Origin of the sequence: Methylorubrum populi (assembly GCA_036946625.1) — a bacterium.
GTDB lineage: Bacteria > Pseudomonadota > Alphaproteobacteria > Rhizobiales > Beijerinckiaceae > Methylobacterium > Methylobacterium populi_C.
Map to the genome: position 1 here is coordinate 311,579 of JAQIIU010000002.1, position 20,740 is coordinate 332,318.

The window sequence follows — 20,740 nt, forward strand, 5'->3', positions numbered from 1 at the left end:
TCCGAGTCGCGGTATATCACCGGGATGGGAAGCCCGTTCGTTATGCCGGCGATCTCGATCTTCCACGTCTAATCATCACGCCGGGCTTGAACAAATTCCGCAACGGATATGAAATGTTTGGTCCCGGCATTTGGTGGAGCGGGTTTGACCTGAAGCGGCCGGGCTCAGCGGACCATGCCTTGCAGATGGCTTCGTAGGGCGTGAGGCCGCGCAGGGTCTTCAAACGGCGTGCGAAGTTGTAGGCGCTGACAAAGTCGGCCAAGTGCGCACGGAGTTGCGCGTGGCTGTCGTAATGGTAGCGCTTGACCGTCGCGTCCTTGATCGTGCGGTTCATCCGCTCGACCTGACCGTTCGTCCAGGGGTGGCGCGGTTTGGTCAGCCGATGGTCGATATCGTTGCGGGCGCAGGCAAGTTCGAAGCTGTGGGCTCGGAAGGTCTCGCCGGCTACAATCGCCTCCTTGATGACGGAAGCGGCCGAGGCGACGTTGCCGGGCGTGGTGAAGTGGGTGCCGTTGTCGGTGAGCACCGTGTGCACCTTGTAAGGCACGGCCTCGATGAGATGGCGGAGGAAGTCACCTGCGACCCGCCGCGTGGCCTTCTCGTGGAGCTCAACGAAGGCGAACTTGGTCGTGCGGTCGATAGCGACGAGCAGGTAGAGTCGCCCTTCGGCTGTGTGAACCTCGGCCAGATCGATGTGGAAATAGCCGAGCGGGCAGGTCTTGAAGCGTGACCGCTTGGGCTTGTCACCGTCGACCTCCGGCAGTCGGCTGATGCCGTGGCGCTGCAGGCACCGATGCAGCGACGAACGGGTCAGGTGCGGGATCGTCGCCTGGAGCGCGTAGAGGCAGTCGTCCAACGGCAGGAGCGTATGGCGGCGAAAGGCGACGACGACCGCCTCGTCCTCCTGTGACAGCACCGTCGAGCGGGGATCCTTCGGACCCGTGCGCTGATCGGCGACCGAGGTCCGCTGCCGCCACTTGGCGACCGTCTTCCGGTTGATCCCGTAGCGCTTCGAGAGCGCCCTCAGGCTCGCTTGACTATGCTGGATCGCTCGACGGACTGCCTCCGTCGTGGTGGCGCTGCCGTGAAGAACTTGGCCCATAGCGCGTCCCTCCACTCCAACGTGAAGAGTGCACCATCAAACCCTGGGATCAAACACTATAGACTGTCGGACAACGCGGTGAAGCTGGTTGCCGAGTGTCCCAATGTCATTGCCATTCAACATACCGAACAGGGCAGCACTTCCGGCTCCAGCGTTTTCGTCGCCGGTACCGAATCCTTTTATCCGGGTCTGAATCTTTGGGATCTAGGCTCCTTCGTTTCCGAGGTGCTCGAACCATGAATGAAGCCGCGCTCCAGTTCGCCGACGAGGACAAGATCGGGCGCGTCGCATCGGTCGATACGAGCCGCGTCGCGATCGACGTGACGAACTCCGTGCTGCTCACGCGGATCGGCATTGGACAGCTCGTTGCCATTCGCGGTGCGACGGAGCGCGAGTATCTCATCGCCATGACCGAGCGCGTGACGCGCAGCATCCGTGAAGAGCTGCCCGGACCCGACGAAGACGATGCAGATGGTGCATTGTTGGCGGCGGTCCCGACCGATCTGATCCAGGGGGTGTTGATCGGGACATTCAGGACGGTTGAGGGTGATCGTCGCAACACCTTCAAGCGCGGTGCCGACAGTTTCCCGCAGATCGACCGCGACTGTTTCGTGATCGAAGGCGGCAACCTCCAGCGCTTCATGGGTATCTTGGGTGCCGGGTTCTCGGCCAACGAACGGCTCAAGCTCGGCACGTTCGTCGCCGATCGCACGGCTGATGCGATTGCCAGCGGCGACAAGTTCTTCCAGCGGCATGCCGCTATCCTCGGGAGCACCGGTTCGGGCAAAAGTTGGGCCGTCGCGCTGATTCTTGAGCGAGCCGCCAAGCTGAAATTCCCGAACATCATCGTGTTCGACATGCACGGCGAATATGCGCCGCTTGCCGACAAGGCGGCGGGTGGCTTCGCCGAGCGTTTTCGTATTGCCGGTCCCGGTGATCTCGAAAGGCCGGGCGACGACACGCTGTTCCTCCCCTATTGGCTGCTCAACCGCGACGAGATGCTGTCGATGATTCTCGATCGCAGCGACCAGAACGCACCCAATCAGGCGTCGCGGTTCACGTTGCATGTGCGCTCGCTTAAAGGGCAGGCGCTCGATGCCGAGGGCAAGGTGGACGTCAAGAAGACCTTCACCGTCGACTCGCCCATTCCTTACGACGTGAAGAAGCTGGTCGGACTGCTCCACACCGACAACACGACGAAGGGCGTCGGCAAGACCGGCCCCGTGAAGGGAGAATGGGAAGACAAGTTGACACGCTTCCTGTCGCGCCTCGAAGCGAAGCTTGATGATCGCCGCTATGGCTTCATGTTCGCGCCGCCTCCCGCAGCGATGCAATATAACTGGCTCGCGTCGCAGGTGTTGAAGCTCCTGCGGTCCGGCGACGGAACGGGCATCAAGGTGATCGATTTCTCGGAGGTTCCGGCGGACGTTCTGCCGGTCGTCACGGGCACGCTGGCGCGCTTGCTCTATGACGTGCAGTTCTGGATGGGCGGAAAGTCACGAACTCCGGTTACGCTCTTGTGCGACGAGGCGCATCTCTACCTTCCGGTTCGTGACGACGCCGATGCCGTGCAGCGGCAGGCGCTCGGTTCGTTCGAGCGGATCGCCAAGGAAGGACGCAAATACGGCTTTTCCCTGCTGGTCGTGAGCCAACGTCCCTCGGATGTCAGCCGGACCATCCTCAGCCAGTGTAACAATTTCCTCGCACTGCGTCTTACCAACGAGACCGATCAGGGGGTCATCAAGCGCTTGATGCCGGATTCGCTGGCCGGGCTGACCAGCATCCTGCCGCTGCTCGACACGGGCGAGGCGCTGTTGCTGGGCGACGCCGTGCTGCTGCCGACGAGGATCAGGCTCGACGTGCCCAAAATCCCGCCGGACAGCGCGACGCGAGATTTCTGGAAAGAATGGGGATCGGCCAAGCCGGATGACGCCGCCATTACCTCCGCGATCGAATGTCTGCGCGGGCAATCTCGCAATACTTGATGGATTCCTTCAATCTGCTTTCTGGAGATTCAGATCAGCGGCATCATAGTTCCATTAAACGATTGATTCATTTCGGCCCTCTTTTGCCCGCGTTCAGGAACATCGGGAAGAAGCTGCGTTGGTTCTTAAGCTTAATGATGTCGTTCACCGCAATCGTGTTGGCCTTGCGGCGCTCGCCGCCAGCCGGTGTAACCACCTCAAGGTCCGGGTTCTCAATGATCGCCGCATGAACGTCGTCGGCGTGCGCCGGGGTGACGTTGTATATGCTTTCGTAGAACTCCATCACCGATATTGCGTCCCCTGCCTCGGTCACGAGACGGGGAATGTCGTCCAGCAATTGGGTCTTCGCCGACGCCCGGCCACTGTCGTCGAAGAGGTACAGCATCCCCTCGCCATGTCGGGGATCGTAGGACAGCATGTTGAGGCCCGGCCTGCCGACGTGGGCCTGCAAGCTCGCATTGTCGTGTAGGATGTTGTTGTAGACCTGTCGCGCCCGATAGGCGTTGGCGAAGTGGATCAGCCAGTATCGCCACCCGCCGGGATTGTTGATCGAGAACGGGCTGACATACGGAGCACAAAGGCGGAAGGCGTCGAAGACGATCTTCTCGGCCGTGCCGAGCCAGTCCTTCCGGCTCATCAGCCCGTCAAGCGCCTGCATGTCGTTGGCGGGAATGCCGAGGTGTTCGAGTTGCGCGCGCAGGCGCTCAGGCTCGTCCTTCTGGAGAAACGCCAGCAGAGACGTGATGACGAAGGTGTAGAAGATCTCCGCTGCGGGCCAGGAATGCATGATGTCGAGAATCGTACCGCGTTCGACATGGCTATGGCCGCACTGGTCGAGGTTGAAGATCACGCTCCGATAGCGTCCCTGACCGAGCAGTGCCTTGATCTTTGGATAGGCGACCTCGAAGAACTCGTTCAAATACTCCACCTTAAGGTGAAGCTTGGGGCAGGCCAGCGCGATGTCAGCCTGCATCGGGGCAACATGCGTTTTCAGTAGCTCGATCGCGTCGCGGCTGGCATCGTTGAAGACGAGCAAGCACTCGACCTCGATCGCGCCGAGTCCCTGAACGACCCGCTGCGTGTTCACGGCTTCAACAGCCCGCTTCAGTTCCTCGATGAAGATCAGTGGTGAGCCAGCCGCCCCGCATTGATAACGACCACCACCGGCAAAGCCATCGACGATGGCGAGCCGGAACCGTTCCTGCTGGGGAAGCTTGCAGCGGACGGTGAGATAATCGAATACATACTCGCGAAGGATTTTGTGCTTTCGGCGCGAATGTTCTTCGAGGACTGCGCCGTCCGCCCATTCATATCGCTTCTCGACCACACTGCCTCCCCTGTACCCAGCCCCGTTACGCGACAGCGTGTGTCACGGCCGGCATCTCATCCCAAGTCTGCCCACGATACTCGCGACCGTTCGCCTTCTTCGAGCGCTTCTTGTTGTCCTTGCCCCACGTTCCCCATTGCTTGAAGAAGAATGCGGTGCCGGCCGACAGGCATCGGGCATGGATTTCATCGATCCATTCCTCTCGGATCGGCCGGGCGGACTTGCCGCTTTCGCCGCCGACAATCGCCCAATGAATGCCGCTGAGATCGACGGCACCGACTGCTCCGATCAGCGGCTCGAACGAGATGAAGCGAATCGCGGCGGGCGCTTTGCGGAGATGCTCAATGCGATCCACGACAGCGGTGTCCTCAATGCTGGTGCCGAGCCAGACATTGGGCAGGACTTCACCGATCTGGCCGGAAACCAGCGCTGCCATGCGTTCGGGCCGCTTGGTGAGAATCTGATAATTGTGCCGCGGCGTGTCGCGCATCACCTGCCAGACATCGAGGATGAAGGCGTCGGTCACCCGTTCATGGAATAGATCGCTCATCGAGTTGACGAAGATCTTGCGCGGCTTGCGCCAGCGATGTGGGATCGACAGCGCCTCGCGATCTTCGCGCACCACGCCGTTCCAGACGGTCCGCTTGCCGGTCTTTCGGGTTAGCCCGGCATATTTGTCGACGCCCATCGCTTCGAGACGCTTCGCCATCTCCATCGCGTAGCAATGCGTGCAGCCGGCGGTAACGATCGAACACCCCGCGACGGGATTCCAGGTGGAGTCGGTCCACTCGATCTGGGTTTCAGCCATGCCGCCCTCCCGAGCGATCCCAATCGGTAATCGCCATCAGACCGCTCCACGCAGCGGATTGACGAATTCAAGCCCGGCGAAGTCCTTCTCGTTGTCGGTAACGACGACGCAATTGTTGGCATCGGCGACCGCCGCGACGATCATGTCGAGACCGCTGCGTGGGCGGCCGGCAATCTTCCCGTCCGCCATCAGCCGCGCCCAGATCAGTCCGGCCCGGTCGTCGAAGGGCAGGATGCGCCCCGCGAACAAGGCCTGCGGCCCTTCGGGACCGGCGAACCAGGCGTCCAGCGCCTCGCGCTTCTTGCCTGCCGGCTTTTCCAAAACGCCCCGCCGGATTTCGGCGACCGTCAAAGATGCGATGAACAGCGCATCGTCGCGCTGCTCCGCCATCCAGTCGAGCAGGGAAGCGGAAGGCGTCGGCTTGACGACGTTGCTGATGATGTTGGTATCGAGCAGGTATCGCGTCACAGATCGACCCTGCGCCCTTCCTCGCGGACGCGACCAAGATCGAGATCGGCGCCGACCAGCGGCGACCGGCGCAATGCCTGGAGGATGCCACCTTGATGCGGCGGCTCCCCGGATACGATCTGCTGAACCATCGTGCGCGCCTGCGTCGCCTCGGGTCCGTCATCGGCAAGCCGACGAGCGAGGGCGCGGATCAGTTCACGGTCGGCGTCGAGCGCCTGAACCTCGAAGCGTGCGATGCCGCGTTGCGCCTGACGCGACCGGTAATTGCGGATGGCGCGCTTCTGTGCGGCATTGGTCATCGCGAGCCTCCCATGATATGGCTGGATATATATCCTATTCCTGCCTTTCAAACAATGGCCTTATGGAGTGTCGTCGACCCTGTCGGCGCATCCCGCGCTCGTTGGCGTAGGATGGTTGGGCGGTAGAAGATCGGCACGTCGCTTCCTATCTGATCGGCAGCAAAGCCGGGGCAACGAACACGATGTCGATCGATGACTACTTTCGGGAACAGCGCCGGCTCAAGGAACTAATGGGGATCGGTCAGACCGCATCCGCCATCGCCGAGGCGCATCGGGCGATCCAGCCGCTGGGCGGTCTGCTCGGCAGTGGATATCGGTCGGCAGTGGAGGAAATTGCGCTTGGCTTGCGGGGACACGCTTCAGGTAGCGTCGGCGCCTATTTGCGCGAACAGCAAAGCTTCAGTACCCGCATCTCCAGCGAGTTTCTGGTCGGGCGCGATGCGGCGACGACGGCCACTGCGCTGGCAAGGCAATATGGCGACCAGATTGGGGCGCTGAACGACAGGATTCAGCGGGATTATCTCGGCGGCGGCTACGCTGAGTCGCTGCGAAAGGAATTGACCGGCACGGCCATCGCGCGACGCGCCGAGGTCGGCGCCATTGCCCGCGCTACGAATTGGTCATCCGGCTTGCTGGCGCGTGACGAGGGCGCATTGTCCCATGTCCTGAAAGCGTCCAGGACCGCGAATGAAGAGATGGCGAGGCTCCAGCGGATGGCGACGGGGATCGTCGATGCGGGCGATCTGGTGGCGCGAGCGAGCCGCGGGGTCGAGTTGGCCGGCATTCGCGACGCCACGACATTGCGGATGTCCGCCTTCGCCGGCGCGCTCGACACGTTCGGGCCACGCGCGTCGCTGGGTCAGGCGGCGTTCGATGCGCTACTCGGCACCTGGCACACCCACCCCGATCTTCCGCCTGCCTTCTGGCGCGATCGGCCGACGCGGGCACGGTTCTATCGCGATGCCGATGTCGATCCCGGATTGGTGGATGCCGACAGCGCGGCGATTGTCGAGGTGTTGGTCGATAGCGGTGTCGTCGAAGGCAAGCGAACGCGGACCGGGATCAAGGCCGTGGTCGAGGTCGGCCCGCTGCGGATGTCGATCACCACCGGCCGCACCCGACACGATGCCTATCGCGCGATAGACGCCTTCGAGGTCGCATTGCGCGCCTATATCGCGACGAAGCTGCAGGCGCACCTTGCCGCCAAAGGTGAGGACGGCGCCAAGTGGTTCACGGCGCGCGTGCCGGGGAACATCGTCGGCGAAGCCAAGCGGACGCGGCGCGATGCCTACAAGGCGGGCGAGGACCGCCAGCCGCTCATCAACTTCACCAATCTCGGCGACCTGATCTCTGTGATCTCCACCCGGCAAAACTGGGATGAGGTATTCGGGGCGGTGTTCGGTGACCGCGACGGAATCAAGGTCGATCTGCAACGCCTCAATGCACACCGACGCCCGACGATGCACGCGCGTCCGATCGACGGCCCGCGCCTCGCCGAGATCGTGCTGACGATCCGGCGCCTGATGGCGACGATGCAGGTGGATGGAGCGTGGGACGATGGCTGGGACGAGGATATCTGACATGACAGACACCTCGTCAGGGATGGTGCTGTCCCTCGAGCCTTGCCGCCGCTAGGCGCCCGACGCAGATTGAACGCATGGTAAAATCAGCCTCTATGAAGATTGTCTATCTGGGCCGGCAAAGCCGACGCAACACGCCGGAGCCAAAGCATGAAGGCGATGTACTCGAACTACTAGCAAATAATTGGGATGATTTCGGTAATAAGACCACCTTCGCTACGACCTGTCGTATAGCGGGGGAATTGGTTGATCTCGGCCACCTGAAGCTGATGATCGAAGGTGCCTCTGTCAGCGAAACCTACCTCGACCGTCTTCTGAAGGAGGGCTGGGATGGCGTCTTTCCAATTCCGAACGCAAACTATCTCTCGCTTCCGGGCGAAATCGCATTCTACGAACAGTTGCGTGATCGACTGAGCTTGGATGCCGCGCGGGACGCCGCCATCAAGCTGCGCGACGCCAGCTACCTCATGCACCTTCAGCAAGAACCGGCGGCCCTCAGCCTTGTTGACAGTCAACCTTTTCAGAAATCGCTTCTGCGTGAACGAAGCGAGACTAAGTCATATCTCGACGGCTGGAAACTGTTTTCGGCCGAGGCCATGTCCGTCTTGGATCTCGGTTTTCAGTTTAAGGATGTTTTCAGCGAAACGTCCACTCTCAGCCTAAAGTTCAGACAAGCCAGCATTCTTCCACACAACGTCAATGTCCTCATTGGCCCGAATGGTGTCGGAAAGTCTCAGATACTACATCAGATGGTTCAGGACTGGCTCGGCGCTCCTCCTGAAAAGCGTGGGCGCAAGGTTGGGTTTGTCGAGAAGCCCAACCTCAGCCAGATGGTAGTCGTTTCCTACAGCCCGTTCGAGCGGTTTCCCGTCGATCTCGAAACTCAGGAACTACAGGACAAGGACATCTATCGATATTTCGGCTTTCGCGGCCGTTCTGTCAGTCGGACCGCTGGGCGTCTGGGTGGGATTTCCTTGAGCCATCAGGCACCGAAGAAAAACGCCGCGGCGTCGCTGCTCGATTGCCTGGTGGACGATCTCCGTTACAAAGGGCTTCGCAGTTGGGCGAACAAGTTAGCGACAGTTGAACGTGTGCTCCGAACTGCCTTCGCTTTCGACCACGCTGCAATCAACGTGGGCGAAGCGTCCGGTTCAGCAAAGCGCTTCTACGACGACACCTCGTTAATCGATGACCTTGTGTTCGACGTCGATAATGCGCGCTATGTTCCGATTGGTTCCGACAGAATTGACGAACTCAATGTCGATAAGGTGAGGGCTTCTCTTAACGCCGCAGATGGTGTGACTTTTTTCGCGATGGTGAAATCGTCCAGCTAAGCTCGGGGCAGAAACTATTCTCTTTTATTGTTATTAATATCTTAGGAGCGATCCGGTGAGATAGCCTGATACTAATCGATGAGCCTGAACTATTTCTCCACCCGACCTTGGAGATTCAATTCATCGACATGCTGAAGGCGATCCTTGATCGCTTCAACTCGAAGGCTCTGCTGGCGACGCATTCACTCGTCACAGTACGAGAAGTGCCGAGTGACTGCGTTCACGTCTTGGCGCGAACTAAGGATGGTCTCTCAATCCGAACACCACCCTTCCAAACCTTCGGCGGCGATATGCAGCGCATCAGTTCCTATGTCTTTGGCGACAGCGAAGCATCCAAACCTTTCGAGCGCTGGATCGAAGACAAGCTGGAGGAACTCGGCTCGGCTGAGGCGCTCATTGAGGCGCTTGGCGACGACATCAACGAAGAACTCGCTATTCAGATTCAGGGCATGGAGCGCGAAGGATGGTGATGCCTTTGCCCCTGCCGATGGTCGCTGCCGATCACCGCATTCTCATCGATAATATCGTCGCAGAACGAACCCACGAACCTAACAAGACTTTCTTCAACTCTATCGCCGATGAGTGGAAGCAGCGCGTCGATGACTATCTGACTCACGGCGGATCGCCGGCGCATATTGCCGAGTGGCCGGCGATCATGAATAAGGCAAAATCGTTCAAGACACTCTATAGCCACCCCGCCGATGGATCGGCGCAGGGCATAATGCTGCAAGATTTGCGGGATCACGATCTGGATATTTGTCCGTCGTGCGGTAGCCCTGCGGTAACGGAAACCCTCGACCACTATCTGCCGAAGGGGAAATATCCTCATTTCGCGGTTACGCCTGCCAATCTGACACCGATGTGCGATCCGTGCCAACGGCGCAAGGGAGAGGGAACAGGCGACGCGGCGACGCCCCGCTTTTTCATCCATCCCTATTTCGACACCTTTTCCTCCGACCAGATCATGCAGCTCACCATCAACGCACCGTTTACGACGCCGACGTTCACGCTTGCTCCGCACCCCAGCCTGTCGGCTGCCGAGACGCAGCTAATTACGACCCACTTGCGTGAACTCCAGATTGCCCGGCGCTATATCCGTTTCTTCCGCAACGAACACCGCCGGCTACTCCGCAACGTGACGAAGTTGCGCACGAATGGGCTGGATGTCGTCGAGAATATTAGTGCTTGGCAGGAGGGTCATGCCGATCCGACGCGAAACAGTTGGCAGCATCTGTTCTACGACGCGGTCATACGAAATGCGGCATATCTCGCTCATATCGTCAGCGGGCCACTGCCGACGCTGCCATAGCTTTGCATCCAATAAAATTGATATTTCAATCGGCGTTATGAGTTCGCGCACGGCAGCGCTCTGGACGTGAGTAGAGTTCAACGATCGCAAGGAGGGATTTAGAGGGCTATAGCGTAGACGTAGTGCTCATCCGGGTCTGGCGCGGCCCGCCGCGCTTTCGCGAACGCGCGATCGGTCGCCATGAACCGCTCCAACATCGGCGCGATCAGACGCGTGGGGTCGGCAGCCGGCTGACCGGCATCTCGTGCGAGCACCTCGGCATATGCAGCCAGATCGCGGTGCAGGTCTGCCGGCAGTTCCAGCGTGACCTTCACGGGCTTGTCGTCGGCGATCGGGCCGAGTTTCAGCTTCGTCATGTGTCAGTTCCGATAGGGTTCGAGGACGAGATCGCGGGTGACGATCACGCGGACCGGGAAGCCGGGGCGGATGGTGAGCGTCGGAGCGATGTCGAGCTGGCGGCCGACCACCTGCCGGCCGGTCTGGGAGATGTCGTCCGACGCGCCCTGGCGTAGTGCGCGGACGAGGTCGCCCTGCTCGCCCGACGAGCCGGCCTGCGCGCCGACCGACAAGAGCGTCGACAGCCCGGCGGCCTTGGCGAGATCCCACCAGTGATGGTCGACGCCGTCCTCAAGCCCGGCATAGCCTTGCGCGTCGGCGCCGCGCTGGCGCTCCAGCACGATCGAGCGGCCGTTGGGGAAGATCAGCCGTACGCATCCGGCGAAGGCCACCTTGTGAGCTGGCCCGTTGAGGCTGAGGTCATAGGAGTAATCCTAGGACCTTGAGCATGACCCAGGCGGGTATCGAACTGGTGAGAGCCGAGCGGCGTCGACGCTGGACGCGGGCGGAGAAGGAGCGGTTGGTTGCCGCTTCGTTTGAACCGGGTGTGTCGACCTCGGATGTCGCCCGCCGGGCCGGTCTCCACGTCAGTCAGCTGTTCCGCTGGCGCAAGTTGCTGTGCGAGCGTGTCGGTGCTCCCACGCCAGCGCTAGTCCCCGTCGTGATCGCTCCCACGCCCGCCGCGATGACGGTCGAGCCTGGTCGAGAGCCCAACCGCGGCCGTCGCTCCGGCGGGGTGATCGAGATCGATCTCGGCAGAGGCCGGCGCGTTCGGGTCGGCTCCGACGTCGATGCCGCGGCGCTTCGGCGGGTGCTCGACGCCCTGGAGGGCCGATGATCCCGCTGCCGGCCAACGTGCGGGTTTGGCTGGCCACTGGCCACACCGACATGCGCAAAGGCTTTTCCAGTTTGGGCCTGATCGTCCAGGAGACGCTCAAGCGCGATCCCCATGGCGGGCATCTGTTCGTGTTCCGCGGACGGCGCGGCGACCTGATCAAGGTGATCTGGCACGATGGCCAGGGCGCGTGTCTCTACACAAAGCGGCTCGACCGCGGCCGTTTCCTGTGGCCCTCGGTGGCGGATGGAGCCGTGACGATCTCGACGGCGCAACTCGGCTACCTGCTCTCGGGTATCGACTGGCGGATGCCGCAGGAGAGCTGGCGTCCGAGCGCTCTCGGCTGAGGATAACGCGTTACAGCGCTTGAAGAATATGCTCTTCTCTCAAGCGTGCCGAACGCGCCCGAGCCCCCGCCGCTTCCCACGGATCTTGCCGCCGCCCACGCCATGATCCTGGCCGAGCGGGCGGCCCGGCTTGCCTCGGAGATCGCGGTCGAACGGCTGAAGCTGGAGGTCGCCCGGCTGCGGCGAGAACGGTTCGGGACCTCCTCGGAGCGCAGCGCCCGGATCGACCAGCTCGAACTCGTCCTGGAGGATCTGGAGGAGACGCTGGCCGAGACCCAAGCGCAGGCGGCCGCCGAGCCCGAAGCACTCTCCGGTGCGGCTTCCTCGCGGCGCAAGCCCGCCCGCCGGCCTCTGCCCGAGCACCTGCCGCGCGAGCGCGTCGTCCATCCCGGCCCGACGACCTGCGCGTGTTGCGGCGGAACGCGCCTTCGTCACCTCGGCGAGGACGTCACCGAGACCCTGGAGCGGATCCCGGCGCGCTGGGTCGTGATCCAGCACGTACGCGAGCGCTTCTCGTGCAGCGACTGCGAGACGATCGCGCAGGCTCCGGCCCCGTTCCATCCGATCCCGCGCGGACGAGCGGGCCCGAACCTCCTCGCCGAGGTGATGATGGCCAAGTTCGGCCTGCACCTGCCGCTGCATCGCCAGAGCCAGCGCTTCGCCCACGAGGGCGTACCGATCGACGTCTCGACGCTGGCCGGCTGGGTCGGAGCGGTGACGACCGCCCTGTCGCCCCTGGTCACCCGGATCGAGGCCCATGTTCGAGGGGCTGAGCGCCTGCATCTCGACGACACGCCCGTACCGGTCCTGGCCAAGGGCAAGACCCGCACGGGGCGGCTCTGGACGGTGGTGCGTGACGACCGACCCTTCGGCGGTCCCGAGCCGCCGGCTGTGGCCTACTTCTACTCCCCCGACCGCTCTGGCGCGCATGCCGAGACCTGGCTGGGCGATTTCCACGGCATCGTGCAGGCGGATGCCTTCTCCGGGTTCGGTCGGCTGTACGAGCCCGGTCGCAAACCAGGCCCGCTCCGCGAGGCGGCTTGCTGGGCGCATGCCCGGCGCAAGTTCTTCGAGCTGGCTGACCTGAGGAAGGCTCCGATCGCCATCGAAGCGGTGGCGCGGATCGACGCGATCTTCGCGCTCGAGCGCACCATCATTGGCCTCGGACCGGACGACCGCCGTGCGCATCGAAGCGCCCGCTCGGCCGCCCTCGTCGCCGAGTTGAAGGCGTGGCTGCTGGCCAACCGTGCCAAGCTCTCGGCCAAGGCTCCGGTGGCGCAAGCGATCGACTACATGCTCAAGCGCTGGAGCGCCTTCATCCTCTTCCTCGACGACGGGCGCGCCTGCCTCTCAAACAACGCCGCCGAACGGGCGATCCGGCCGATCGCGGTAGGCCGCCGCAACTGGACCTTCGCCGGCTCAGACGCGGGCGGCCATCGCGCTGCGGCACTCTACACGCTGATCGAGACCGCCAAGCTCAATGGTGCCGACCCACAAGCCTGGCTTGCCGACATCCTCAGCCGTCTGCCCGGCCATCCGACCCGGCACATCGACGATCTGCTGCCCTGGAACTGGACCCCGCCTCAACCCAAGCAGGTCGCCGCCTGACACACCACCTCAGAGGACAACGCGGCCTTCACCGGAAGCGTACGATCAGCCGCGTCCATGCGAGCAACACCCGCCGCTGGCCGAAGCCGACGCCGCTGTCGTACTGGCCGATCAGCCGCGTGCCCTGCGGGATCAGCAAGAGGCGACCGGTCGGGCTGTCGTAGACGTTCTCGGTCACCTGCGCGACGATCTGGCCGGGCAGGTCCGAGCGGATGCCGGTGATGAGCGCAGCGGGGATCACCGCGCCGGCCTGCACGACGAACGGCGACGACGGTGCCGTCACGCGGTCGGGCGCCACGATACGCCGGTCGGCGGCCTGGTTGAGGAAGGCGAGCTGCCGGTCCTGCGCGGTGGGCGTGCCGCTCTGGCCGGGCGTGCCCATGCCGGCGAGACTCGGCATCCCGTCACCGGGCACGCCGCTCGCCGCTGCGGTCTGCGCACCGGACTGGAAGAACACCCGACTGGTCCGGGCCGCCTCCAGCTCCTGCCGCCGCCGTTCCAGCTCCTGGCGGCGGCGCTCGACCTCGGGATCGGTCGCGGCAGGTCCAGCCGGTGCATTGATCGCCGACACCGGAACGGGCTGGCCGCGGTTCTGTGCGTCGAGGATCGGGCGGCCGAGATCGCCGGGCAGCGGCGGTCCGAGCACCGGGCCGGTATAGTCCTTCGGCAGCGCGTTGAGGCCGTCCGGCGTCGAGCGGCCATCGGTCGCGTAGACCTCCTCGGCTGGCTTGCCGCCCTGCTGGACCTGGAGCGCGTAGATCAGCGCGCCGCCGAGGCCGACGCTTGCCACGCCGCCGAGCACCGCCAGCGCCTTGCGCGACAGGCGGGTGACGCGCGGCGGCTCGGGGCGCAGCCGCATCGGCGCGACCGGCTCGCCGGTCAGCGGCCGGGCATCGTCGTCGGCGTCCAGCTGGCTCGACGCGCTTTTCTCGGGGTTGATGCCGCTCATGACGAAGGCCTCCCATCGGTGCGGAGAATGCGGACGGTCTGCTGACGGTCGGCCTTGCCGAGCCGCAGTTCGGCGGCGGCGAACAGGCGGTCGACGATGAGGACGTTGCCGTGGACCCGGCTGTTGACGATCTCCGGCTCGCCCTCGGGACCGACGACGAACAGCGGCGGCATCTCGCCCTGGACGATGCCGCGCGGGAACTCGACGTAGACGCGCCGCCCGTCGTCGTAGACCGATACGGGCCGCCACGGCGGCGCATCGCCGGTCAGGGCATAGCGATAGGTATGCTCGGCGGTGGCCGGGATGAACGGCATCGCCGGCATTACCGGTTGCAGCGACGGCGGAGGAGCCGGATAGCTCCACGCGACCGAGGGCATGTAGGGCCGCTCGCCCGCGTGCAGCTCGATCAGATAGAGCCGCCGGTCGGTGGTGATGACGAGGTTGGTGGAAAGGTCCGCCCGCGTCGGCTTCACCAGCACATGGACGCGGCGGGTGTCACCCGATCCGCTCTCGGTATCGCCGATGATCCAGCGGGCGGTATCGCCCGCGGCGATCGGCCCGGCGCCGGTCAGGCTCTCGCCGGGTTCGAGCGCGATGTCGGTGATCTGCCCGACCGCCGCATAGACCTGATAGAGCGCGCCTTCCGACCAGGGATAGACCTGGATGGCGTTGTAATAGCCATCCCGGCGCGGCTGGACGCGGGCGGCGGCGTTGGCGCTCTCGACGCGCGCGGTCGAGGTGCCGGCGGGCTGACCGCCCCGCGCCGGCGTCCACGGCGGCGGCACATGCAGCGGCCGGGGCCGAGTGTCGACCGCGACCACCGGCACGGGTGGCAGCGGCGGCACCTCGGCGTCGTAGCGGATCTCCGGTGGCTTTTGCGTGGTCGCGCAGCCGGAGAGCATGGTCGCGGCAAGCAGCGCCGCCAGAGCGGGCGTGCGGAGCGGCGTCACTGCCCCATCTCCTTCGACCAGTTGATCGCGTTGACGTAGATGCCGAGCGGGTTCTTCCTGAGCGCCTCGGCATCGCGCGGCGGCTGGACCACGACGGTGAGAATTGCGGTCCAGCGCGAGGTCTCGGCGAGGCTGCCGTCCTGATAGCGGCGCTCGGTCCAGGCGACGCGGAACGAGTCCGGCGACGCACGGATGACCGACGACACGTCGACAGCGACCTGCTGCTTGCCGACCTTCGCGAACGGGTCGTTGGCGCGGGCATAGTCGTTGAGCGTCTGCGCGCCTGATGCGGTCGTGAAGTCGTAGGCGCGCAGCCAGTTCTAGCGCACGATGATCGCGTCGGCCGGGATGCTGCGGACCTCCTCGACGAAGCGCGCGAGGTGGAACGCGATCTGTGGATCGGTCGGGCGGTAGCCGGCGGTGGCCGGCTCGACCGCCTGCGCTTGGCCGAGCCGGTCGACCTGCACTACCCACGGCACGATCGAGCCGCTCGCCGACTGCCAGACCAGCGCGGCCGACAGGCTGGCGGAGAGCGCGAGCGAGCCGAACGCCATCAGCCGCCAGTTGCGTGCCTGTACGCGGGCGGAGCCGACGCGGTCGTCCCAGACCTGCGCGGCGCGCTGGTACGGCGTCTCGGGCTGCGGGGTCTTGCCGTAATGCGCGGCAGGTCGTTTGAAGATGCTCATGCGCGGTCGCCTTGGTCGAGGGAGATGGAGGAGCCGCCGCCATGCGCGTCGCCGGATCGCACGGCATGCGCCGCGGCCTGGACGCCGTGGGTGAGCTGTTGCGAGCGCTTCATGCGCTTCGCCCATGCGGGCTGGCCTCCCGCCGCTGGAGCTGCTGGAGCCGGGCCATCACCGTCCGGCGCGGCATCGCCGCCGACGGCACGGCTGCCGGCCTGGAAGCTGGAGCGGAGGCTGTCGGCCGCATGGTCGGCGGCGCGCTTCAACGGCGAGACGGCCGCCTTTCCGCCCGCGCTGGCGACGTTGCCGAGGCCGGAAGCAACGCCGGCCATGCCGGACTGTCCGGCGATACCGGCCTGATAGGAGGTGGACGCGCCACCGGCGAGCGCCGCTCCACCGCGGGCGGTAGCGGCGGCACCACCAGCCAGCGCGGCCCCGCCGGACGCGACCGCGCCGATCGCGGCACCGCCGGCGGCCACCATGCCGCCGGCCGCCAGCCCGGTGCCGATCGCCGCGCCAGCGCCGAGCTGCGGCCCGCCGGAGACGAGGCCATTGGCGATGCCGGGACCGAAGATGCCCAAGCCCAGCAGCGACAGCGCGGCGAGCACGATCGCCATCGCGTCGTCGATGGTCGGCGTCCGGCCGCCGAAGCCGGCCGTGAACTGCGAGAACAGCGTCGAGCCGATCCCGACGATGACGGCGAGGACGAGAACCTTGATGCCCGACGAGATGACGTTGCCGAGCACGCGCTCGGCCATGAAGGCGGTCTTGCCGAACAGGCCGAACGGGATGAGCACGAAGCCGGCGAGCGTGGTCAGCTTGAACTCGATCAGCGTGACGAAGAGCTGGACGGCGAGGATGAAGAAGGCGAGCAGGATCAGCGCCCAGGCGAACAGCAGGCAGGTGATCTGGATGAAGTTCTCGAAGAACGACCAGTAGCCCATCAATCCGGAGATCGAGTCGAGCAGTGGGCGACCGGCATCGAGGCCGGTCTGCGCGACCTTGCCCGGCCGCATCAGGTCGGCGGCGGAGAAGCCGGTGCCGGACGCCTTCAGGCCAAGGCCGGCAAAGCTCTCGAAGACGATCTTCGCGAGGTTGTTCCAGTTGCCGATGATGTAGGCGAACACGCCGACGAACAGCGTCTTCCTGATGAGGCGGCCGATGATGTCGTCGCCGCCGCCCATCGACCAGAACAGCGCGGCGAGCGTCACGTCGATGACGATCAGCGTCGTCGCGATGAACGCGACCTCGCCGCCGAGCAGGCCGAACCCGCTGTCGATGTAGCGGGTGAAGACGCCGAGGAAGCTGTCGATGACGCCGGTGCCCTGCATCTCAGCGTTCCCCGTTCGGCTGCGGGGCGGGGGCAGGTTCCAGCCCGAGGAAGCGAGCGCGGTTGTCCGCCCACGTCTTCAGGCACGTCGCATCGCGCGTCGCGGCCGCGCCCATGAACCGGCAGCGGGCGAGCGCCTCGCGCATCGGATCGGCCGGCGCGGTCGATACCTCGACCGTGACCGGCACGACCGGCTTCTCCTCGCGCGTCATCTCGATCGCGGCGGCAGCGATGGCGATGCCGGCGAACGCGGCGGCACCGATGCGGGCGAGCGTCTTCCCCTCCATGACGTGCCTCAGTTGCCGCCGTTGAACATGCGCGCGTTGCCCGGCTGGTAGCCTGCGCCCGGCGCGAGGAAGCGGCGGCGCTGTTCGCGACCCTGTTCGGCCGCCGCCGCCCGCTCGGCATCCGACAGCGCCTGCGCACGCCCGTTCGCCGCCATCATGGCGGTGAGGTCGGCGAGCTGCTGCGCTTGGAGCGCGAGCAGCTGGTTGCCGGCCTGCGTCGCCTGCAAGGCGCCGGTGGCGCCCTGGCTGCGGGAGACGAGGTTCGCCATCTCGGCACGGTTGCTGTCGATGTTGCCGACGACGCCCGCCTGCACGCGCATCGCGTCCTGCAACCCGCCGACCGTGTTCTGCCAGCGGCTCCGCGCGTCGATGACGAGCTGCCGGTCCGTCGCCGACATCGACGCGCTGCCGTACTGGCGCTGGAACGCCTGGTCGATCGAGCGCACGTCGAAGGCGATGTTCTGGGCCTGCTGGGCCGCGCCAGACCCGGATGAGCACTATGTCTACGCTATACCCCTCTAAACCCCGATGAAGTCGACCTCCCCCGCCAAGCTGATGATCGATAGCCATCATGGGATCTATGCGTAGCCACCTCTGCAGGTCCAATGCTGGCGATATCGGCTATCGCTCCCAGCGTGTCTCAGTCGCGAGATATTCCCAAATAACGGTTTTCACCGTCACGGCGTCGGACCAATCGATGGAGTAGCGGTAGCGGCCAGGCTCCACCGTGACCCATCCGCCGACCATCGCATCTTCGTCGAGTAACTGGACGGTCATGCGGCTGCCGACCTCCGGCCATACGGCGACGTCGCCGCCGGTGCCGGCGGCTTCAAAGGCATCGCGCTGCTCGGCGTTCAGCTGCTCCAGCGGGACGAAGGCGACATGGTCCGGATCGGCAAGCAGCGGCTCGCCGATCTCGTGATAGGCATGACCGCGTGCATTTTTGACAATGACACGCCGCACCTTATCGCGGTCCGGGAAGAGCGTGAACGGCTTCAGGTCATCGAAAAGTAGAAGCTGCCCGTCAGGCCCATTCTTAAGTGATCGAACCACATGCCGATTGCTCCGCAGGATGGTGGCCGCATCGGGGTGCTTCGCCTGATCGGGATAAAGGCTGCCGGCCATGACTGCGTGTAGGACGCAAAGAAAATAGTTCTCATCGGGCGAAAAGCTGGAATTGCAACGTCGGCAGACGACTACCTGCGGCAGGTAATCGAGCTCGTCACCGAAACCCCGATCATACTTCGCGCCGCGCTCACGAAGCAACTTCGTCAGGAGCGACTTGGTCGGGACGTGGTCACGGTTGCTTTCGATATTTGCGATGACGTCACCGCAGTGGATGCACCACGCTTTCAGCCGACCATCGGTAAAGTCTTCAATCTCCAGCATTAATGACCAGTCCGCCATTGCGAGGCTCGCTTGCAGCACAGGCAACTTCGTTCTGCTTTTCAGGTTTAAGAGGCCTTGCCCCGGTATCAGAGAAATCATGATCCGCGGCTAGCCTTCGGCTTTCCAGCATTTCGATTGCCGAGCGCCACAAAGCCTTGACTTCTGTGGCAATGGCAGCAGGATCTTCATATACCTGATGCTCCCAGTATCGAAGCACCTGCCAACCCTCCGCGACAAGGCTGGCAGTGACAGCGAGATCACGTTCGCGGTTGCGATCGAGTTTGGCATTCCAGTAGGCTGCATTTGACTTCGGTCTGGTGCCATGCGCCGGGCAACCATGCCAAAAGCAGCCGTCGATAAACACAGCCATCTTCGCGCGCGTAAAGACGATATCAGGCCTGCCCGGCAGCTTTAACTTGGTCCGAAAACGAAGGCCGCTTGCGAACAACAGCCGTCGCAGCGCGATTTCGGGCTTCGTGTTTGCCGAGCGAATGCGTGACATGCAGCGACTGCGCTGCATAGGCGTCATCAGGTCAGTCATGCATTTTCTGGCAGATCGTTCTGGCGAATCCGCATTTTGTGAGCTACCCTCCCGCACGCGGAGTGCTGGCTTCAGGAGCAAGGGATGCGTACGTGCTGCTGAGCCTTTTTTGTGGCGCTGGCGGACTGGATTTAGGTTTTGAACGGGCAGGCTTCAAGATCGGGCTCGCGTTCGACAAGAAGGCGGACAGCGTTCTCTCCTACAATCATAACCGTCCGAAGCCGTCACACGGTCATTGCATTGATGTAAACGACATTTCGCTGGAGTCGCTTGACCGGCTGTGGGGTGGGACGTGCGCGCCCGAGGGTGTCATCGGCGGCCCTCCATGCCAGAGCTTCAGTCAGGCGAACCGCTCAATAACGGAAGCTGATCCCCGGCACCAGCTTCCACTTGTATATGCCCGCCTTCTCAAAGCGCTTAACAGCCGAAATCCGGTAAAATTCTTTGTGATGGAGAATGTCAAGGGGCTTCGTAGCGGGCTGCACGCTCACCGGCTCGTATTGTTTAAGAAAGCTCTTGCTGACGCGGGATTCCATGTGTCGGAACAACTTCTAAATGCGGCAGACTATGATACGCCACAGAACCGGGAGCGGTTATTCATCGTTGGCTTGAATAAGCAATTGTTCGGAAAAACAAATTGGCGCCGACCTGCGAAGGCTCCGGTGTCGCGCAGAAGTCGTCCACTTAGCTCTGTTCTCGGCGGACTGCCTGAACCCGTTCATTTTACGAAGACCGCCGATCCAGAAACTTTCCCGTTTCATCGCAATCGTTGGTGCATGGCGCCCAAGTCGTCACGCTTTACCAATGGCGGCCTTGTTGAGGGCGATAGCAGCTACAGAAGTTTTAAGGTGCTCGCGTGGGACAGGCCGAGCGTAACCGTGGCGTATGGACACCGAGAAGTCCACGTTCATCCTAATTGCCACCGTCGACTGAGTGTTTACGAGGCGATGCTGCTTCAGGGCTTCCCGCATTCCTACGAGTTGCGGGGATCGCTGTCGTCGCAAATCGATCAGGTCAGTGAAGCCGTTCCGCCCACTATGGCAGAGGCGGTCGCCCGATCCGTCTATTCGCTGCTTGCACGTCTGGAAGAGTCAGATGCCGCCTGACGCGCTTGGCTTGGCTCTCATAACAACTGCGGATGAACATGGTGGCTGACGAGCCAGACGCAGACGAAGCGCGCGCGGCTGCCGTGGGGGCAGACGAGCAGCGCTTTACGGCAGAAATGCGGGCATCCCGCACGTCGGGCAACCCTGCGGAAGCGGTTCTGCGAACC

At 63.6% G+C, this 20,740-nt stretch carries 22 protein-coding genes and 3 pseudogenes; 10 read left to right on the top strand and 15 right to left on the bottom strand.

Annotated elements, in window-relative coordinates:
* Positions 1-40: 40 nt before the first annotated feature.
* Positions 41-1,102 (bottom strand): IS481 family transposase, encoded by a 1,062-nt coding sequence (locus tag PGN25_03110; GenBank protein ID MEH3116612.1) that lies wholly within the window; start codon positions 1,100-1,102, stop codon positions 41-43.
* 78 nt (positions 1,103-1,180) lie between these two features.
* Here PGN25_03110 and PGN25_03115 point away from each other — a divergent pair, with 78 nt between their 5' ends.
* The gene (locus PGN25_03115) at positions 1,181-1,342 is read left to right on the top strand and encodes a hypothetical protein (protein ID MEH3116613.1); all 162 of its coding nucleotides are present in this window, start codon (positions 1,181-1,183) and stop codon (positions 1,340-1,342) included.
* On the top strand, positions 1,339-3,087 hold the full coding sequence (locus PGN25_03120) for an ATP-binding protein (protein ID MEH3116614.1): 1,749 nt from the start codon (positions 1,339-1,341) through the stop codon (positions 3,085-3,087). Before PGN25_03115 ends, PGN25_03120 begins: the two co-directional genes overlap by 4 nt.
* Before the next feature lie 67 nt (positions 3,088-3,154).
* Here PGN25_03120 and PGN25_03125 read toward each other — a convergent pair whose 3' ends face one another.
* From PGN25_03125 to PGN25_03140, 4 genes are read right to left on the bottom strand one after another with little or no spacing between them, the layout of a single operon-like run.
* A complete protein-coding gene (locus PGN25_03125) occupies positions 3,155-4,414 on the bottom strand; it encodes a three-Cys-motif partner protein TcmP (GenBank protein MEH3116615.1) in 1,260 nt (419 codons plus the stop codon).
* A 25-nt stretch (positions 4,415-4,439) separates the two neighbouring features.
* Positions 4,440-5,222: a DUF5131 family protein gene (locus PGN25_03130; protein MEH3116616.1), complete on the bottom strand. Its 783-nt coding sequence runs from the start codon at positions 5,220-5,222 to the stop codon at positions 4,440-4,442.
* Between the two features lie 36 nt (positions 5,223-5,258).
* The gene (locus PGN25_03135) at positions 5,259-5,690 is read right to left on the bottom strand and encodes a PIN domain-containing protein (protein MEH3116617.1); all 432 of its coding nucleotides are present in this window, start codon (positions 5,688-5,690) and stop codon (positions 5,259-5,261) included.
* The gene (locus tag PGN25_03140) at positions 5,687-5,989 is read right to left on the bottom strand and encodes a hypothetical protein (protein ID MEH3116618.1); all 303 of its coding nucleotides are present in this window, start codon (positions 5,987-5,989) and stop codon (positions 5,687-5,689) included. The genes PGN25_03135 and PGN25_03140 overlap by 4 nt, the downstream gene beginning before the upstream one ends.
* A 182-nt stretch (positions 5,990-6,171) precedes the next feature.
* On the opposite strand from PGN25_03140, the gene PGN25_03145 reads away from it, so the two are divergent.
* The 4 genes from PGN25_03145 to PGN25_03160 all read left to right on the top strand — a co-directional run bounded on the left by PGN25_03145 (position 6,172) and on the right by PGN25_03160 (position 10,212).
* Positions 6,172-7,569, top strand: a complete 1,398-nt coding sequence (locus PGN25_03145; protein ID MEH3116619.1) for a hypothetical protein — start codon at positions 6,172-6,174, stop codon at positions 7,567-7,569.
* Between the two features lie 77 nt (positions 7,570-7,646).
* A complete protein-coding gene (locus PGN25_03150; GenBank protein MEH3116620.1) occupies positions 7,647-8,903 on the top strand; it encodes an ATP-binding protein in 1,257 nt (418 codons plus the stop codon).
* Positions 8,904-9,010: 107 nt separating this feature from the next.
* On the top strand, positions 9,011-9,373 hold the full coding sequence (locus PGN25_03155) for a hypothetical protein (protein MEH3116621.1): 363 nt from the start codon (positions 9,011-9,013) through the stop codon (positions 9,371-9,373).
* Complete coding sequence (locus PGN25_03160) at positions 9,373-10,212, top strand: hypothetical protein (GenBank protein MEH3116622.1); 840 nt, start codon at positions 9,373-9,375, stop codon at positions 10,210-10,212. Before PGN25_03155 ends, PGN25_03160 begins: the two co-directional genes overlap by 1 nt.
* Before the next feature lie 98 nt (positions 10,213-10,310).
* On the opposite strand, the gene PGN25_03165 is transcribed toward PGN25_03160, so the two are convergent.
* Both PGN25_03165 and PGN25_03170 read right to left on the bottom strand, forming a co-directional pair.
* Positions 10,311-10,568: a DUF2274 domain-containing protein gene (locus PGN25_03165; protein MEH3116623.1), complete on the bottom strand. Its 258-nt coding sequence runs from the start codon at positions 10,566-10,568 to the stop codon at positions 10,311-10,313.
* 3 nt (positions 10,569-10,571) lie between these two features.
* On the bottom strand, positions 10,572-10,940 hold the full coding sequence (locus PGN25_03170; protein ID MEH3116624.1) for a TrbI/VirB10 family protein: 369 nt from the start codon (positions 10,938-10,940) through the stop codon (positions 10,572-10,574).
* A 56-nt stretch (positions 10,941-10,996) separates the two neighbouring features.
* Here PGN25_03170 and PGN25_03175 point away from each other — a divergent pair, with 56 nt between their 5' ends.
* The 3 genes from PGN25_03175 to PGN25_03185 all read left to right on the top strand — a co-directional run bounded on the left by PGN25_03175 (position 10,997) and on the right by PGN25_03185 (position 13,338).
* Positions 10,997-11,386: a transposase gene (locus tag PGN25_03175; GenBank protein ID MEH3116625.1), complete on the top strand. Its 390-nt coding sequence runs from the start codon at positions 10,997-10,999 to the stop codon at positions 11,384-11,386.
* The gene (gene tnpB, locus PGN25_03180; protein ID MEH3116626.1) at positions 11,383-11,730 is read left to right on the top strand and encodes an IS66 family insertion sequence element accessory protein TnpB; all 348 of its coding nucleotides are present in this window, start codon (positions 11,383-11,385) and stop codon (positions 11,728-11,730) included. The genes PGN25_03175 and tnpB overlap by 4 nt, the downstream gene beginning before the upstream one ends.
* A 102-nt stretch (positions 11,731-11,832) precedes the next feature.
* Positions 11,833-13,338, top strand: coding sequence for an IS66 family transposase (locus PGN25_03185; protein ID MEH3116627.1), 1,506 nt, complete (start codon positions 11,833-11,835; stop codon positions 13,336-13,338).
* Positions 13,339-13,381: 43 nt separating this feature from the next.
* Here PGN25_03185 and PGN25_03190 read toward each other — a convergent pair.
* From PGN25_03190 to PGN25_03225, 8 genes and pseudogenes are all read right to left on the bottom strand, one after another.
* Positions 13,382-14,287, bottom strand: a pseudogene (locus PGN25_03190) (conjugal transfer protein TraI).
* Positions 14,284-15,189 carry a P-type conjugative transfer protein TrbG gene (gene trbG, locus PGN25_03195; protein ID MEH3116628.1) on the bottom strand — a complete coding sequence of 302 codons (906 nt, stop codon included), beginning with the start codon at positions 15,187-15,189 and terminating at the stop codon, positions 14,284-14,286. Before trbG ends, PGN25_03190 begins: the two are co-directional and overlap by 4 nt.
* A 44-nt stretch (positions 15,190-15,233) precedes the next feature.
* A pseudogene (gene trbF / locus PGN25_03200) lies at positions 15,234-15,923 on the bottom strand (conjugal transfer protein TrbF).
* Positions 15,920-17,251, bottom strand: coding sequence for a P-type conjugative transfer protein TrbL (gene trbL, locus PGN25_03205; protein ID MEH3116629.1), 1,332 nt, complete (start codon positions 17,249-17,251; stop codon positions 15,920-15,922). Before trbL ends, trbF begins: the two are co-directional and overlap by 4 nt.
* Before the next feature lies 1 nt (position 17,252).
* Positions 17,253-17,537: a putative entry exclusion protein TrbK-alt gene (trbK-alt, locus tag PGN25_03210; GenBank protein ID MEH3116630.1), complete on the bottom strand. Its 285-nt coding sequence runs from the start codon at positions 17,535-17,537 to the stop codon at positions 17,253-17,255.
* Positions 17,538-17,545: 8 nt separating this feature from the next.
* A pseudogene (trbJ, locus tag PGN25_03215) lies at positions 17,546-18,007 on the bottom strand (P-type conjugative transfer protein TrbJ).
* Between the two features lie 151 nt (positions 18,008-18,158).
* Positions 18,159-18,965 (bottom strand): hypothetical protein, encoded by an 807-nt coding sequence (locus PGN25_03220; GenBank protein ID MEH3116631.1) that lies wholly within the window; start codon positions 18,963-18,965, stop codon positions 18,159-18,161.
* Positions 18,913-19,467: a very short patch repair endonuclease gene (locus tag PGN25_03225; GenBank protein MEH3116632.1), complete on the bottom strand. Its 555-nt coding sequence runs from the start codon at positions 19,465-19,467 to the stop codon at positions 18,913-18,915. The genes PGN25_03220 and PGN25_03225 overlap by 53 nt, the downstream gene beginning before the upstream one ends.
* Before the next feature lie 92 nt (positions 19,468-19,559).
* Here PGN25_03225 and PGN25_03230 point away from each other — a divergent pair, with 92 nt between their 5' ends.
* The gene (locus PGN25_03230; GenBank protein ID MEH3116633.1) at positions 19,560-20,573 is read left to right on the top strand and encodes a DNA cytosine methyltransferase; all 1,014 of its coding nucleotides are present in this window, start codon (positions 19,560-19,562) and stop codon (positions 20,571-20,573) included.
* Positions 20,574-20,740: the final 167 nt, after the last annotated feature.